The 15,940-nt window shown below is 57.9% G+C and carries 15 protein-coding genes; 12 read left to right on the top strand and 3 right to left on the bottom strand.

All coding sequences use genetic code 11. The annotated features are described in order from the left end of the window. The first annotated feature begins 268 nt into the window (after positions 1–268). The 4 genes from PKB_RS21475 to PKB_RS29285 all read left to right on the top strand — a co-directional run bounded on the left by PKB_RS21475 (position 269) and on the right by PKB_RS29285 (position 5,235). Complete coding sequence (locus PKB_RS21475; protein WP_052355355.1) at positions 269–1,657, top strand: nitronate monooxygenase; 1,389 nt, start codon at positions 269–271, stop codon at positions 1,655–1,657. Between the two features lie 34 nt (positions 1,658–1,691). Further along, positions 1,692–2,849: a cyclopropane fatty acyl phospholipid synthase gene (gene cfa, locus PKB_RS21470; RefSeq protein ID WP_043254342.1), complete on the top strand. Its 1,158-nt coding sequence runs from the start codon at positions 1,692–1,694 to the stop codon at positions 2,847–2,849. A 97-nt stretch (positions 2,850–2,946) separates the two neighbouring features. Further along, positions 2,947–3,807, top strand: coding sequence for a LysR family transcriptional regulator (locus PKB_RS21465; RefSeq protein WP_043254340.1), 861 nt, complete (start codon positions 2,947–2,949; stop codon positions 3,805–3,807). Positions 3,808–4,149: 342 nt separating this feature from the next. Beyond that, the gene (locus PKB_RS29285) at positions 4,150–5,235 is read left to right on the top strand and encodes a type VI secretion system-associated protein TagO (protein WP_084166686.1); all 1,086 of its coding nucleotides are present in this window, start codon (positions 4,150–4,152) and stop codon (positions 5,233–5,235) included. 183 nt (positions 5,236–5,418) lie between these two features. Here the strand turns inward: PKB_RS29285 and PKB_RS21460 are convergent, their stop codons facing one another. Next, positions 5,419–6,777, bottom strand: a complete 1,359-nt coding sequence (locus PKB_RS21460) for an SNIPE associated domain-containing protein (protein WP_043254338.1) — start codon at positions 6,775–6,777, stop codon at positions 5,419–5,421. A 268-nt stretch (positions 6,778–7,045) separates the two neighbouring features. Here PKB_RS21460 and PKB_RS21455 point away from each other — a divergent pair, with 268 nt between their 5' ends. After that, entirely contained in the window at positions 7,046–9,865 is a 2,820-nt protein-coding gene (locus PKB_RS21455; RefSeq protein WP_043254336.1) for a TrlF family AAA-like ATPase, read from the top strand. A 61-nt stretch (positions 9,866–9,926) separates the two neighbouring features. Beyond that, a complete protein-coding gene (locus PKB_RS21450; protein WP_052355354.1) occupies positions 9,927–10,115 on the top strand; it encodes a type II toxin-antitoxin system PrlF family antitoxin in 189 nt (62 codons plus the stop codon). Positions 10,116–10,140: 25 nt separating this feature from the next. Here the strand turns inward: PKB_RS21450 and PKB_RS21445 are convergent, their stop codons facing one another. Beyond that, the gene (locus tag PKB_RS21445; protein ID WP_043254334.1) at positions 10,141–11,442 is read right to left on the bottom strand and encodes a type II toxin-antitoxin system HipA family toxin; all 1,302 of its coding nucleotides are present in this window, start codon (positions 11,440–11,442) and stop codon (positions 10,141–10,143) included. 587 nt (positions 11,443–12,029) lie between these two features. Here PKB_RS21445 and PKB_RS21440 point away from each other — a divergent pair. The 4 genes from PKB_RS21440 to PKB_RS21430 all read left to right on the top strand — a co-directional run bounded on the left by PKB_RS21440 (position 12,030) and on the right by PKB_RS21430 (position 14,803). Beyond that, positions 12,030–13,067 carry a sensor domain-containing diguanylate cyclase gene (locus PKB_RS21440; RefSeq protein WP_043254332.1) on the top strand — a complete coding sequence of 346 codons (1,038 nt, stop codon included), beginning with the start codon at positions 12,030–12,032 and terminating at the stop codon, positions 13,065–13,067. Continuing rightward, positions 13,068–13,313 carry a phage holin family protein gene (locus PKB_RS21435; protein WP_043254330.1) on the top strand — a complete coding sequence of 82 codons (246 nt, stop codon included), beginning with the start codon at positions 13,068–13,070 and terminating at the stop codon, positions 13,311–13,313. Positions 13,314–13,541: 228 nt separating this feature from the next. Beyond that, positions 13,542–14,063 carry a DUF2778 domain-containing protein gene (locus PKB_RS29280; protein ID WP_084166685.1) on the top strand — a complete coding sequence of 174 codons (522 nt, stop codon included), beginning with the start codon at positions 13,542–13,544 and terminating at the stop codon, positions 14,061–14,063. A 248-nt stretch (positions 14,064–14,311) separates the two neighbouring features. Further along, on the top strand, positions 14,312–14,803 hold the full coding sequence (locus PKB_RS21430; protein WP_043254328.1) for an Hcp family type VI secretion system effector: 492 nt from the start codon (positions 14,312–14,314) through the stop codon (positions 14,801–14,803). Positions 14,804–14,877: 74 nt separating this feature from the next. Here the strand turns inward: PKB_RS21430 and PKB_RS21425 are convergent, their stop codons facing one another. Continuing rightward, entirely contained in the window at positions 14,878–15,114 is a 237-nt protein-coding gene (locus PKB_RS21425) for a hypothetical protein (protein WP_043254326.1), read from the bottom strand. Positions 15,115–15,259: 145 nt separating this feature from the next. Here PKB_RS21425 and PKB_RS21420 point away from each other — a divergent pair, with 145 nt between their 5' ends. Both PKB_RS21420 and PKB_RS21415 read left to right on the top strand, forming a co-directional pair. After that, entirely contained in the window at positions 15,260–15,586 is a 327-nt protein-coding gene (locus PKB_RS21420; protein ID WP_339325522.1) for a DNA-binding protein, read from the top strand. A gap of 22 nt (positions 15,587–15,608) precedes the next feature. After that, complete coding sequence (locus PKB_RS21415; protein ID WP_043254323.1) at positions 15,609–15,839, top strand: hypothetical protein; 231 nt, start codon at positions 15,609–15,611, stop codon at positions 15,837–15,839. Positions 15,840–15,940: the final 101 nt, after the last annotated feature.

The raw sequence follows: 15,940 nt of genomic DNA, 5'->3' as shown, positions 1-15,940 counted from the left end.
TCTGCAGGGCCCCGAAAGATGCAACAAACTAATAATAATGAATGATGACTAAACTTTTTTTGATATTAAGACCTTTCATCCCGCCCGAGCGCCGGTGGCGGCCCAGCGGCAGCGGCGGGCGCCGGGTATACCGCAGCAGGGGCGAGTCAGGGGGGATGTATTTATTTTATTGCACTAATGTGCCATTAAATTTCATTTAATTTCAGTTATCCGCCACGGCTAGTATTGCCCTGACGCCGCTCTACCCAGCGGCTTGCGGAGTACCGCCATGCCTCATCCTGCCCTGCATACGCCCCTCGTTGACCTGCTTGGTTGCGATTTGCCGATCATCTGCGCCGGCATGGGAGGGGTGGCACGCCACGAGCTGGCCGCTGCGGTTGGCAATGCCGGCGGCTTCGGTTGCCTGGGCATGGTGCGCGAACCGGTCGAGCTGATACGCCGGGAAGTGGAAGCGTACCGTGCCCTCAGCGAAAGGCCGTTCGCCGTGAACCTGATCCCCGCGGCCACGCCGCCGGAGCTTCTTGCCGCGCAGGTCGAGGCCTGCCTCGCACTGCAAGTTCCAGCCATGGCTCTGTTCTGGGATGTCCAGCCGGCGCTCGTCCGGCGGCTGAAGGAGGCTGGCGTGCTGGTCTTGCACCAGGTCGGCCGGCGCAGCCAGGCCGAGGCTGCCCTGCGCGCCGGCGTCGACGTGCTGATCGCCCAGGGCGTCGAGGCCGGCGGTCACGTATGGGGCGAGGTTTCCACCTTGGCCCTGGTGCCGGAGCTGGTAGCGCTCGGCGAAGTCCCGGTGGTGGCCTGCGGCGGCATCGCCAGCGGCGCCGCGATGGTGGCGGCGCTGGCCCTCGGCGCCCAGGGCGTGGCCTGCGGTTCGGCCTTTCTCGCCACCCGCGAGTCCTATGCCCACGACTACCACAAGCAGCGCCTGGTGGAGGCAACCGCCGACGAGACCCTGCTTACCGAGGCCTTCTTCCGCAACTGGCCGATGCCGGCGCCGGTGCGTGTGCTGCCCAACGCCGTCACCCACGGCGAGTACGCCGAATTGCACGCACGTCGCGAAACGCCGGTCATCGGCAAGCAGGACGGCGGGCCCATCTACCTGTTCTCTACCGACTCGCCGCTGCGTGACGCCGAGGGCCGCCTGGAAGACATGCCGATCTACGCCGGGCAGTCCTGCGCGCAGCTGCGCGACATCCCCGCGGCCGCGCAACGCGTTGCGCAGCTGGTGGAGGAGGTCGAAGCCTGCCTGGTCCGCCTGCAGGGTGCTCCCGAGGACGAGACCGGTCTGATTGACTGGCTTCAACAACTGATGTGCGCCGAACGCGCCGGAGCCCGGTTGATGCTCGACAGCGCGCGGCAGACCGACGATCCGCAATTGCTGCGCCACCTGGACGAGCTGCACCGCGGTGAGGCGCAAAGCTGCCGGCTCCTGCGCGCCAGCCTGCAGCGACTGGGCGCCGAGCCCAGCCGCGAGATCGGCGACTTCCATGCGAGGGCCATGGCCATCGACGATCTGCATGAACGCCTGCGCTTCATCGCCCGAGGCCAGCGATGGGTCGCCCGGCGGATCGTCGAACGCCTGCCGCACATCCGCCAGGCCTGGCTACGCAAGGAGCTGCGGGCGGTCCTGCGCCTGCACCGCGACGAAGACGCCGTCTGAGCACGCTGAACTCGAAAACGACAAGGGAAACACCATGCCTTCCGAGCTTTCCAACGCCAGCCCGTCGACCGAGGCTGCTCCCGATCGCGCCCAGCGTTTCGCCCGGGCGCTGCTCGAAGAGGCCGGTCTGGGCCTCGACGCACAACATCCCTGGGACATGCGTCTGCATAGTCCGGACGCCATCCGACGCGCACTGGCCCAGGGCAACCTCGGTCTGGGCGAGTCCTACATGGACGGCGAATGGGACTGCGAGCAACTCGACGAATTCTTCGCCCGCCTGCTGCGCTCCGGGGTGGTCGACCGGGTCAGCCCGGTGGCGCTGCTCTTCCATGCGCTGCAGGCGCACCTGCTCAACCGGCAGACGGCGCGGCGCGCCTGGGCCGTGGGCGAGCGCCACTACGACCTGGGCAACGACTTCTACGCAGACATGCTCGACCCACGCATGACCTACACCTGCGGCTACTGGAAGGACGCGAGCAACCTGGCCGAGGCCCAGGAGGCCAAGCTCGACCTGGTCTGCCGCAAGCTCGACCTGCGCCCAGGCATGCGCGTGCTGGACATCGGCTGCGGCTGGGGCAGCTTCATGGCGTTCGCCGCCAAGCGCTACGGCGTGCAATGCGTCGGCGTGACCATTTCCCGCGAGCAATGCGAATGGGCACGCCAGCGCTACGCCGGGTTGCCGCTGGAGTTCCGCCTGCAGGACTACCGCGAGCTCGACGAACGATTCGAGCGCATCGTCAGTATCGGCATGTTCGAACACGTCGGGCGCAAGAACCACCGCACCTTCATGCAGACGCTGGCCCGTTGCCTGGACGACGACGGGCTTTGCTTGCTGCACACCATTGGCAAGAACCGTCGGCGCAGTGTGCCGGACCCCTGGATTGACAAATACATCTTCCCCAACGGCGATCTGCCTTCCATCGGTCAGATCGGCGATGCGCTCGATGGCTTGCTGGTGGTCGAGGACCTGCACAACTTCGGCGCCGACTACGACCGCACTCTGATGGCTTGGTACGCCAACTTCGAGGCGCACTGGCCGCGTTTTGCAGAGGAGTTGGGCGAGCGTTTCCGGAGGATGTGGCGCTACTACCTGCTGTCCTGCGCCGGAGCCTTCCGGGCGCGGGACATCCAGCTCTGGCAGTGGGTGATGTCGCGGCGCGGCGTGCCGGGCGGCTACCGGCGGGTGAGCTAACCGGCGTAGCCGGACGCTCGTCCAGAGTTCGCTCCGGGCGGGCGATCCGCAACGCTGGTATAGAATTGCGCCTCCGCTTTCCGGCCCGTACCGACCTATGGACATCGACCTTACCCGCACCTTCCTGGAGATCGCCCGTCATGGCAGCTTCGTCGCCGCGGCCGAGCGCATGCACGTCACCCAGACCGCTATTACCGCGCGCATCCAGAAGCTGGAGGGCCACCTCAACTGCAAGCTGTTTGTGCGCAATCGCGCCGGCGCGCGCCTCACCGCCGATGGCGAGGCGTTCATCCTCTATGCCAACCAGATGCTGCAGACCTGGGAAGCGGCGCAGCGCGACCTGCCGCTGCCCGACGGCTTGCACAACGTGCTGCATATCGGCGGCGAGGTCAGCCTGTGCAACCCGCTGATGCTGCGCTGGGTCAGTCGCATCCGCACGACCATCGTCGACTACGCGGTGCAGGCCGAGATCGGCAGCGGCGAGACCCTGCTGCGGCAGCTGGAACTCGGCGTGCTCGACGCCGCGCTGGTCTACCAGCCGAACTACTGGCCCGGCATGCAGGTGGAGCAGCTGCTGGAGGAGAAACTGATCCTAGTGCGCGCCAGGACCGCCGAGCCCTACGTCTACATCGACTGGGGCGAGGGCTTCCGCCAGCGGCACGACAGCGCCTTGCCCGACAAGGCCAAGGCCGCTGTCTCCTTCAATCTCGGGCCACTGGCCCTGCAGTACATCCTGGAGAACGGCGGCTCGGGATACTTCCGCACGCGCGTGGTGCAGAGCTACCTGGCCAAGGGCGTCCTGCGGCGGGTGCAGCGTGCCCCTGAGTTCAGCTACCCAACCTACCTCGTCTACTCCCGCGAACGCGATTCTGTGGCATTGCAGCAGGCGTTCGCGTTGCTGCGAGAGTTGGTTCGTGAGGATCCGGACTGGTCGCAGCGCTGGGACCCGATGATATAGAGCCCATTGGGCCAATGCGTGCTGCACCTCGTTGGGTGGGTGTTGAGCCGCCGACGCCCATGGCCCCATGCTTCGCAATAGCCTGAGTAACCTTTTCGGATGACTGTCCCAGGTTGATTGGGATTCGGTTGCTAAGGACGAATCTTGGTCATGGTGACTGGCTGGGTCCACAGCCAGCAGCGGCCGCTCCGTGGCGTCTATGAAAGCGACGGACGATTCATCACTCACGTTAGCCTCTACCCTCGGCAAAATCGGCCTGGGTAGCGGAACCTTTGGTATTTCGGACTCTGCAATCAGAACGGGCAAGGGTATTATGGCGACACAATATCAAGGGAGTTGAGAATGCGCGCTATAGGATTTGCCACGGTGGCATTAAGCATTGTGATGACTGCTGGGTGCTTTAAGAAAGAGCTGAGTCCCGAGGAAAAAGCAGTAGTTAGTGAGCTGAGGGGGCAGCTCAGCGAGACCGAGGGAGCGATAGCTCAAGCCAAGCTACAAGATCAAAAATTGTCTGGGGGCCTCGTAAAAGCCCTAATTGAAGCTCGTCTCGAGATTCTTCAGACAAACAAAGCTCTAGTCCAACAGCGGATCAATGCCATTGAGGCGGGTGCACCGGTGAAAGAGGTCACCGTAGTCTCAAAGTCGAACCCTGATCTTGCAAATACTTTGTCTGCCGAGCTTGAGACAGCGAAAGCCGAAGCTGCCGCAGCGAATGCTGAAGCCCAGGTTTACGGAGGGCTGGTTGGCGCCCTGAAAGCGTCTACTGCAGCAACTGCAGATCAAACAGTTGCCATGCTGAAGCAGCAGTACCTCATTGCAAAATATGGGCTCGCATCCCCCTCTTTGCCTGCAGCGAATAACACCGCTGCTCTAGCCTCATCTGGCTCTGCACAAATCTCCCGTCCGGAAGTCGAAGCTTGCGCAAGCACCAGTAGTAATGTTGAAAGGTCAACTTGCTACGACGCTCTTGCCGCTCGGCATGGAATGTCACCTCCTGCTGACTCTGCTGTCGGCGCGGGCAAATGGATAACGACATCCAAGAAAGACCCGCTGACTGACGAAACGATCGCTACAGCTATGGTTCCTTCCGACTCCCCTTCGCGACGAGACGCACCAATGCTCGTCATTCGCTGCAAGTCCAAGGCAACGGAAATGTACATTAGCTGGGATAACTACCTGGGGAGGTCAGCCTTTGTTACGTCGCGAGTAGGGCAGGAAAAGGCCACGACTTCGGAGTGGACCCTTTCCACTGACAGCAAGGCTACCTTCTATCCAGGATCTGCTATCGGAGTGGCTAAGCGGTTGATCGAAAGCGAGAGCTTTGTTGCAAGCGTTACGCCCTACAACGAAAGCCCTGTGACTGCGGTTTTTGATGGAAAGGGAGCATCTGAAGCACTTGCTGAGGTTCGCAAAAATTGTGGTTGGTAGCAGCGTCGGATCGCGTCGCGTCTAGGCCTTTTGCCCTCAGCCTCTTATACCGGGTTGAATACAGATATACCGGCTATACACTAGGCAGCAATAGCGCATAGGCCTGCCGAATTGGCGGCTAAAAGGTGACCATGGTTCGACTTGCTAAGACGAACCAGGGTCATGAGGATTCAATTAGTAATGCTAGCGTCGTGCCGCGACTTGCTCTGCCTGCTGGATTGTGGCCTTGGGCAACTCCATGCGTAGGCTTTCTCGATACTGTTCGGCCGGTGCCTCGTGGGTGACCTCGACGGCAGCGTCGTAGTTCTCTCGAATTACCGACTCGATCTCCATGATATTTGCACGGAAGAACTCCTTGCGTCCGTTGACCTTGTTCAGACGGCCTGCAGCAAAGCGTTCGTGCAACTTCGCTTCCAGCGCGGGGGCGTTATCAGAGAAGACCATCGCATGTACGTCAAACCAGAACGGTACCGAGGCGTCACCTAGTTCATCGACGCGGTCCATCGGTTCTAGGCGGCGGGTCATACCGATTTTATAAACTCCCTCCCCGAATGCCCCTACGTTAGAAATTACATATACGTAGCCGGCCTTGGCATTCTGCTCGCGATAGTCGATAAGCTTCTCTTCGGTCTCCAATTTGGCCCGGACTGCTTGAACCTCAGCCAGCTTTGCTAAAAGAGGGGCGCGCTCTTCGTCGGACTCGGCCTTTTCTAGACGAGCCTGGAGGTCACGCATAGCGGCTGCGAAGTGTTTTCGCTCTTTGGCAATTTTTTCCCGAGCTGCACGAATTTCCTGCTCAAGTTTCTGCTGTTCCCGAAGTTCTTCTCGAGCACGCTTTGCCTCTTCCTTTTCTTCTTGCTTCTTTATCTGAAACTCGTGGGCGAGGTGCAGTTCATCAATTTTGAGGCTTAGATATTTACGTGATATCTCCACGTCCATAATCTTTCCTAGACGGTTGCAAGCTTCGAACGACTTGAGAATTCTCTTCTCGCCTAGTTCGACGTTGTCGAATTTGACGTTGTCTGCACAGTAATCTGCTTCGTTATTGAACGACCGGATTACTAGCTTGATCATGTCAGTCACGAGTTTTCGCCCTTGAGCCTGACTACCATTTACTGTCCAGGCCATGTTTCCAGTGGCAGCCGTGCCAGTCTTTATCATCACCTTCTGGTACTCGCGGACACTGTCTAGGCGAGACTTGTATTCATGGCTGGCATTCAATTTAAACTTGGGTTTATAGAGCGCAAAGATTTCTAGAAGGAGCGTCTCCTCCCACACGAGGATCTCCCCTTTTAAATCACTGGAGCGCTGCGCGAGCTCTGCCACTGAGTGTTCAGCGCTCTGAACCTCCTGGCGAACAGCAGCGAGTTTCTCTTTCTCCTGTTCAATCTGCGTCTGGACCTCCAGGATATCCATGGCCCCAATTTTCCTGTTGAGCGCTTGCAGCTGCGCATAGCGCTTCTGAAGGTCCGTAAGTTGGATATCCAGATCGTCCGCACGCTGCCGGTTTGCTGGACCATTCCAGTAGTCGCTAAGGGGCATAGGTTCCGTCCTCGTTGCTGAATCGAATAGTTGCTCAGTTCTGCAAGCTAACCTGAAAGCTTTTATAACGAAACTTAGCCGTAGTGGCTGTCTTGTAATCGTCTGTAGGCAGACACAAGCTAACACCCTACCCGGGCGATCCAAGGAAAGGTAGAGTCAATGCAACATCGCATGGACAATACTCCGGACGCGGTAATGCCTGCGATCTGGTCTAGTGAGCACTGGCGAAGGGCAGGACTATCAATATGTTGAGGGCAAGGAGGCGAGGGTGAGCGAGTACCAAGGCATGCGCTGGTTCAAAATGGATTTTCAGGTCCAGACCCCGGAGGACAACCGACACTGGGCTGACGAGGACATGCGCCTGCTGACCCCTCGCCGCCCGATGGAAGACGGCGAGCCTAGCGAGCTCGATATCCAAAGCAAGGCACAGCGCTTTTTGCGTCGATGCCACGAGTTGGAGCTTGAGGCCATCGGCATCACCGATCACAACTTTTCAGAGAAGATAGAACCGCGCGATTGGTTCCTTACCCACCTTATCGAGCAGAATAGGACTGTTGCCAGGGAGCTTGGTCGTCCGCCTCTCTACATTCTGCCGGGCTTTGAAGTAGATATTGGCTACCACGTGCTGTGCTTGTTTGAGCCTGCGACCAAGGTGAGTCACCTACGGCGCGTCAACATGATCCTGATCAAGTTGGGGCTGGCGGAGACTCAACGCTTCCGAGCTGGTATGCCCACTGCATTGCGGCGTGGGGACGAGGCGGTGAGCTTGAAGACCTTGCTGGATGTAGTGCAGAAGGAACATGGCGGTATTGTGATTGCCGCACACGCTGACCAGCACGATGGCCTGCTTTCAGCCGCTCGTAATATCGATGACTACAAGTTGCCAGGGCTTTTGGCTCTTGAGGTGACGAGTTATCCAATGCCCGAGAAGTATCGCTCGATCTTGGAGGGGAGGAATAAGGACTGGTCGCGTGTCGGAAGGCAGCCCGCCTACGTGCAGTCCTCTGATGCAAAGTCGCTGAAAGCAGACGCTGAAGGTCATCCTCTCGAGAATGCTTTGGGCTATCGGCACACGTGGGTCAAGTCATCCAAGCCTTCGATTAGCTCGCTTCGCCAGGCTTTTCTCGACGGTAAGTCGCGGCTTCGTCTGCAAGAGGCACGCCCCTCGGACGAGCAAACACATCCGAGAATCGTTTTCCTGAAATGCCGTGGTTTCAAGTTTCTCGCTGACCAAGAGATTTATTTTTCTCCTAATCTCAATACGTTGATTGGCGGGCGGGGGACGGGAAAGTCTACTGCGCTGGAACTATTGAGATTCGCATTCGGCCGCGACCAAGGGGACTCTTTCTCTGCTACTACCCGGGCGAAATTCGAACGGGTTAGAGCGACCTTTACCGAAGACGCAGAGGTTCAAGTGGGCTGGGAGAGCATTCCGGGCCAGGTGGACGTTGTCTCGCTGAAGCCACAAGAAGGACATGTGCTACTCCAAGGGGAGGCGCATGACCTTGAGATCTTTCTCCGACAGCTTCCGGTGCAGTTCTATAGCCAGCAGCAACTCAGCGAGCTCACGGATATAGGTGGCGGTGGCAGTCTATTGGCGATGATCGATGAAGCTTGTTCCGTTGAGCTCCAAGGGCTGAAGGGCCAGGAAGATACCCTGCGGGCAGAAATCCAACAGCTCTTTGCGGGCATGGATCAGATTGGTGCCCTGACGGAGGAGATCAAGATTCTCAAGCAGGAGATCCAAGAGCTGAATCGGCAATGGCAAGCCAGGCGTGAGGTTCAAGACGAAGCGCAGCAGTATCAGTATGCAGAAGCAGCTCGGCGTTACTTCGAGCAGGTCCGCACCCAGATCAATGACGACATCCAGCGCTTTACCCATCTAACCGAAGACCTGTCCTCTCGGGGAGTGCTCAATGATGCTCAAGTGCAAGTCTGGCCGAGGTCGGAGTGGTTCAATGAGTTTACTCTGGAAGCGGCCAAGATACGGGAGGGGTACCAAGCACAAGTAGCCGGCTTGGCCGCTCAGCTTCGGCAGGATGCGTCCAATCTATTTAATTACGGGGAAGGTTGGGAACGAATCTCGAAGGAGTTGGAGGGCACCAAAAGTTCGTTTCTTCTGGCTTGTCGCGAGCGCGGGCTGCAACCGCAGGACGTGGCGCGATTGCAGGAGATCGATAAAGCGCGTCAGTCCAAGCAGCAGTCGCTACAGGAGAAGGAAGGTCGTCTTGGAGTGCTTGCTCCGCAACGCGAGCAACTGAATAACTCCCTGGAGGCAATGAACGTCCTGTGGGGTCGGCAGTTTGCCATTCGGCAGCGCACTGCCCTTGAGATTACCGAAAGGGCTCAAGGCTCTATTCGTGTGGTCATTCAGCAAATGGCAGACGCCGAGGGATTTCTCCGGGCTTGGGGGCTCATGGCTCCCGATGGCCGCAGTCGCTTGGGGCGAGCTTGGGAATACATTGGCAAGATTTTGTTTGAAAGCTTCTCAGAGCACCAGAAGGCGGCACAGCCGGAAGCCGACTCGCCTTGGCTGCATATTCGTGAGGTTATGGCTGAACGACGCGAGTTGCCACTGGCCTTGCTGGAGTACAAAGAGGAGCTAAAGAGCTACGTCAAAAGCCAGACAGTGCCTTGGCGAATTGCTCGCTTGACGCGGGTCGATGATCGCGTCGATATCGAATTGTACCGAGCGGATAAGACGCTGGTCGGTAGTGTACAGAGTCAGGCTTTGTCGGAAGGGCAGCGGAACACGGCGGTATTGCATTTGCTGCTAGCAAAGGGGGAGGGGCCGATTGTTATTGACCAGCCAGAAGATGAACTGGACTCCAATTTCATTTATCGCGAATTGGTGCCGTTGCTGCGGAAAGTGAAGAATCAGCGTCAGCTAATCCTGGCCACACACAACGCCAACCTGCCCGTGAATGCTGACACCGACTTGGTGTATGCCCTAGAGGTAACCAAGGGAATGGGCGTGAAGCTGGCAGCAGGTGGATTGGATCGGGGTGATACGGCCACAGCCGTGTTGGACATCATGGAAGGCTCTGCAGAGGCCTTTAAACGCCGATTCGATAAGTACCATTTCTAGTATGGCTAGTGGCCCGCTCTACGAGCGTCACTGACAAGCTCGTTAGGGGGCGATTCAAACTATGACTCGTGTGGGTATCCCAGAGGCCGACCCTGTGCTGGAGCAATTCTTGGATTTTCTGGAGGTAGATATCACTACCCATCCCGAGCGACTACAAGCGGTAGACACCGAGCTAAGAACTCGCGCTCAGTCCTTGGTGGGAGGTATCAACGTCGATCTTGACTTACCTTTGGCCGAGGGCGATGAGTGAGCCGACTGCAGTCGTTTCTGCATAACTACAGCAGACTTCGCAAATTGCTCCGTTGGCTCATTTGCGCTAAACCAATGGCCGGGTGGTTGCTTACGGAGGCTGGGAGTCCGATTTCGCTCAGCAGATGAGGTAGTGCGATCAAACGCTGTGCCTCGCGTCTTAACTTCTCAAATAGCTGATCCGGATATGCCCAGCGCGACACCGCCGCGCATACCTGTCGCCAGTCGACAACTCCGCCTCGCTCTATCGTCTGGGGCCAGCGCGTCGCTCGACTAATTCCTTCCTCGTCCATGACCATGGGCGCTAGGTCGTAAATTGGGGCTAGACGCAGCGTTGGGGCACGAATCACCGACGTGTTGCGACCGTGGTTATCGCTGTTCCCCAAAACCAGGTTAATTAGGTCGCGTCGCACGTACTCGGCGACGAGCCCCGGAATTTGCGCCGATTGCCCTGCAGCAAGCCAGAGCTCCGCTAGCGAATCGAGCACTGCGACATGATCCAGACGGGTGCCTGGGGTCGTCACGCCCATGACGGAATAGATTGACTCGACTGGGTGCCTGAGAACTTGCCCCGTTGTCGCATTTCGATCGAAGCGCCTCATCCACAGGCTGGGCTCAGGGCCTTCCTCTAGCCGCATGTCGTCTGTGTAAACCGTTTCTATTCCGAGCTGATGCAGGGCTTTGTAATAGCAGTACTCCGCTCGAAGAATGTCCCGATCCGTGGCCGTTTTGCGGTTGCGAGCAAATTTGATGAGCCAGTGGTTTTTCGCCTCTGCATCGTTAACCAGCCCATCTGTACTGAATTGATCGTCGGAGACCTCCGTCAGTAGCAGCTTAGGCGCTTCACCATTTGCTCCTAGACCGTATGCGAGGACGCTCTCTGGTAACGGCCACGGGGTACCCCATTGGATGATCTCTTCACGCCGATACGTCGGCTGTGGCAGCCCTGGGTTTGGCTCAGAAGGTTTCACCCGGAGGTGGCCTATCGAGTGGGCTGCAAAATGCTGCAGTAGGAATGCGTCTGTTGATTGTGTCTGCTGCGCTACCTGGTGCGACAGGTTGAGCAACGCTCTGCGCGACGCTCCAGATGGAACCAGATCGTGAAGGAATGCTGGAGCGCTTCTTTCAACATGGACGTCCCAGTCCAAGGGGAGGTTAGTGCTGACAGCTGCGGCAGGGTGACTGGCATCGCTCGCGAACGCTATGAGGTACTCGGGCAGGTAGTGAAAGCTGCACGGGCCCATCAATCCGCGCTGTGAGTCCAGCGTGATTTTCATGGCGTCATGCCAATCGCCGTTCAGAAATGTCTGCAATGTCAGATGGCTCACCAGCCCTCCTTAGCGATCTGCTGAGTGATGGGGTGGCAAATCTTCGTTCGGATATGGCGCCAACGCAGGCGCGTTGGAAATTGCTGCATTTGCTCCTTGGCCCCGGCTGCAAATTTTCCCTGTCGTGGGGCTAGACTATATCTGAATATCAGATATCCTGGCGCAGTGGCTGAGCTAGTCAGCTCCTGATAACCTCCGCATCCATATGTCGTGGGATAGGCGGTTGTTACGGGGGAAGCGAGAAATGGCTCCATTTCCCTTCGCCCGCTCCAGAACACCCTGCCAAGCCCCTGAAATGCCTAGCGTTTCGGGGGCTTTGCTTTTCTGGGGGCGGAAAGGTGTTGGTGCAGGCTGGCCTTCCAAACGCTGGCCAAGATTCTCGCTCGCTGTGGTTTCCGAGGGGCTCCCGTGCAATGCGCGAGCTTGAGCGACTTCGCGTCTGGCATGTCTGCTTTATTCGGTCGCTGGCAGCAGTTCGCTGCTAGGGAAATGTCCTGATTGACCGTCAGCCAAAGCGCTGGTGAAGCTAGCGCGCAAGCTTCGCGTTGATGATGATTGGCAGGCACGCCCACCCCAGAGAGTTCTTCATGGATCAACTGCTTTCGTTCCTTTCCACGACCGTTCCGCAAGCCAAGAGCCTGGAGCAGCTGACCCGGCCGCTGCTGGCCTTGCTGGGTCAGGTGACCGGGATGGAGTCGACCTACCTGACGACCATCGACCTGGAGCAGGGCGTGCAGCGCGTGGAGTTCGCCCGCAATGACGGCGACATGGAGATCCCCGAAGGGCTGCAGGTGCCGTGGGAAGACACTCTATGCAAGCGTGCGCTCGACGAGGGGCGTGCCTACACCGACGATGTTTCCGGGTGTTGGGGCGATTCGGATGCGGCCCGCGCGCTGGGCATCCGCACCTATGTCAGCGCGCCGATTCGGGCGCAGGACGGTCGCGTCCTGGGCACCGTGTGCGCTGCGAGCGCGATGAAGGTGGCGCGCAATGAGCAGATAGAGCCGATGCTCTCGCTGCTGTCCGGGCTGCTGGGTTATTCGCTGGAGCGCGAGGTCCTGGTCGATCGCCTGCAGGTGCTCAACTCCGAGCTCGCCCAATTGGCCCTGACAGATGCACTGACCGGGCTGTACAACCGCCGCGCGATCCTCGGCGAAATCCCGCGCCTGCTGGCGATGGCCCGGCGAGAGCGGCGCTTCATCCTGGTCGCTGTCATCGACCTCGATGGCTTCAAGCAGATCAACGACAACCATGGCCACCAATCCGGCGACCAGTTCCTCAGCCAGATTGCCGAGCGCCTGAAGGATTGCCTGCGCGGTAGCGACGTCCTTGGGCGCACCGGCGGCGACGAATTCGTCGTCTGTGCGCTAGGCAACCTTGCCGGGCAAGGCACGCTGGCGGAGGACATGGAGCTGGCTGCCAGGCTGTTGCAAGGCCGGCTGGCGAAGGCCACGGTGGGGCGCTATGCACTGGCCAGCGGCACGGACATCCAGTACGGCGGCGCCAGTGTCGGGGTCGTGGCTTTGCTGGCGGATGGCATCGATGCAGACGAGGCGATCAAACTCGCCGACCGCGAGATGTACCGGGTCAAGCAACAGCGCAAGCGCGGGGCTTCGGTGGCCTGATTGCGGCGCGGGCACCTTGTCGGCGCCACCCGCATGATCTTCTACCGCCGCGGCGACTCACGGTTTCGCCTGGGTATTTCCCTGCTGGCCAGCCTGCTGGGCGCAAGCATGGCCATCAGCGGCCTGGAGATCATTCTTTATCAGCAGACGGTCAGCGTTTGGCGGGCTATCGGCGCTTGCGCGTTGTGTGTGCTGATCTTCCGTTCGCGGGGGAATATTGCTGCTTTGCTGAGGCCGTCGCCGTGACTCCTGCATATGTCTTTTGAGTCAGCCGGCCGTTCCTATCGAGCCTGGCACGTCTATATGAGGTTCAGATTTGTTCTTGGCTCCAAAGCTGCCTGAGTTACCAAAATTACGGTGGCTAATTAAATCTGCGCCTCTTTTTTTGATTTCTTTAGGTGCGGCATTAGGACCAATTGATCGCCAGTGGTTTGGAGTAGAAAAATAAGTACGTCCACTCTTTGGGTTGGTTGAATGGCTCTGCACGGAAAGCTGGTTCTAAGTGGTGCTGATTACGCTCCGTTTAATCTGTACGGCGTTGGTGTATTTGCGGCGTTCTCTGGTAATGGGGTTTACCGGAATAAAGGTGCATGCGCGGCCATACCCAACGATGGTCCATTACCGCCCGGTAAGTATTGGATCGTAGAGCGTGGGGCGGGTGGTATTGGCTCCTGGGTTAAAGCTCAATCTCAAGATTTATACAATAAACTCTTCCATGGGGCTGAATTCGGGCGTGACGAGTGGTTTGCCTTGTACAAGGATGATTGGAGTATTGATGATAGTGCCTGGATTAATGGTGTGAAGCGTGGGCTGTTCAGGCTTCACCCTGGCCGAGTCTCCGAAGGGTGCATAACCATTGCGCATAACTCGGATTATGCACTCATCAGAAATGCCTTGATGAGAACGACACCGATGCAAGTCCCTTGCATGAAATCGCTAATGGCTCGTGGATGGGTTGAGGTGATAGCCAGTGGCGATAACAACACTTGTCCGTAGAGTTTCCAAGGTTGCACTCTATCTACTTCTGTCTCTGGTTGTCGGGCGCACATTGGGGAGTCCAGAAGTATGGCTCGACCATGATTTGGCGGTCTGGATAGGTCATGTGATTTATGGCGCTGGCGAGATAGGGGCGGATAATTTCTATGATCTGTATTTTTATATCTCAGTGATCGCCGTTTTTTCTATTACGACTGCAATTTATATTTTGGTTATAAGGTTTATCGAAAAAGCAAGGAGCAAGTGACATGCCAATCCCTCCGTATATGTGGTTAAAGGATGATGGTGGTGCAGACATTAAAGGGTCTGTGGATGTTCATGGCCGAGAAGGTAGCATAGAGGTCATCGGGTTAAGTCACGGTGTTAACCTGCCAGTGGACAGCGCCAACGGTAAGATTACTGGCACGCGCCAGCATTCCTCCATGATGATCGAAAAGGAAGTGGATTGCTCCACTCCCTATTTCTATAAGGCCGCTGCGACAGGTCAGACGCTAAAGAGCGCAGAAATAAAGTTCTACCATATTAACGATGCAGGGCAGGAAGTTTGCTATTACACCGTCTTGATGGAAAATGTGAAAATTACCGGCGTAAACTGCGGTGTGCCTAATGTTAAGCTGGCTGGTAATGACAAGATGAATCACGTTGAAAGCGTCAGTTTGCAGTATGAAAAAATCACCTGGCTAATTGTCGATGGAAACATCCAATATACAGATGCCTGGAACGAGCGCCTGACTGCATAAGTTGTGATCTTTCGGGGGCATTGATGCTCGCCAATCATTTCTTTTGTCTCCGAAGCTATTTCAAGGAAGATTTCTTAAATTACCCGCAACCCCCGAATCTGCGACCAGAACAATTCCTCCGGGTAGCGCGACGGCTCGTCGATATCCACGGTGAGGAAGTGCGGGTTTTCGTAGATACCTTCCACTTTTATGGCCAGACCGACGATGCGGGTTTGGCAGACCAGAGGTTGCGGGTCTTCTTCCCAGGTGAGTTCGACTTCTACGGTTTTGCCCAGCAGGGCGATGGCGCTGGGGAGTTCGAAGTGGGCCATGGGTTTCCTCCTTGAGTGGTTTTCCGGGTCCTGTTTACCCGTGCGGCGGGCGTGACTGGGTTGCGGACGCAGGGCTCTTTGCCCTTCCCGTTGCAGGTTCGTTCCTTCACTATTCGACGCTTAGCCATGGGCGGCTAGGGAAATAATGTCCCCGGAGAAATTATTTCCCTATTCGTCGTTTCGGGGCAACAATTTCTCTGGAATTAATTTCTATATGAGCACGGCAGCTGATAGGGCACGGCTATTGATCAAGATGATTGGCCCGAAGAAGGCCAGTCTTCAGGGCGGCGACTACGAGCGTTGGAAGAGCGTCAGCAAGGGCGCCGTTCGGGTCAGCACGGAAGAGATCGATGTGCTCGTGCAGATTTATCCCCAGTACGCGTTGTGGCTCGCGAGCGGCAACACGGCACCGGAAGTCGGCCAGACCAGTCCCGAGCATGACGCTGCGCAGTCGGGGACCGATGGGGAATAGCGGCCGACTGGTGCCTGCTGCAATGATCGAGCACCGTCTAAGAACACTGGTTCGCTACCTTGGCGCTACGAAGCTGGCTGGTGCGACCAACATCGAGCGTCGGCGGTGGCAGACGGTGGCCACCAACCTTGAGGTCAAAGCCCGGATCGAGGACCTGGAGGAGTTGCTCAAGGCCTTCCCCGAATACGAGCTGTGGCTGTGGAAAGGCGAGGTCGATCCGGCCAACGGTCAGATCGCCCCGGACGCTGAATAAGTCGCCGCCACGCCCGCTGTCCCCCCGAAATGAAGAAGGCCGGCACGACGCCCGTCGTGCCGGCCTTGCTTCTTGAGCGCAGAGGGCGCGCGAATCCCGCG

Source organism: Pseudomonas knackmussii B13, assembly GCF_000689415.1.
GTDB classification, from domain to species: Bacteria; Pseudomonadota; Gammaproteobacteria; order Pseudomonadales; family Pseudomonadaceae; genus Pseudomonas; species Pseudomonas knackmussii.
This window is presented reverse-complemented; position numbering and strand designations above follow the sequence as displayed.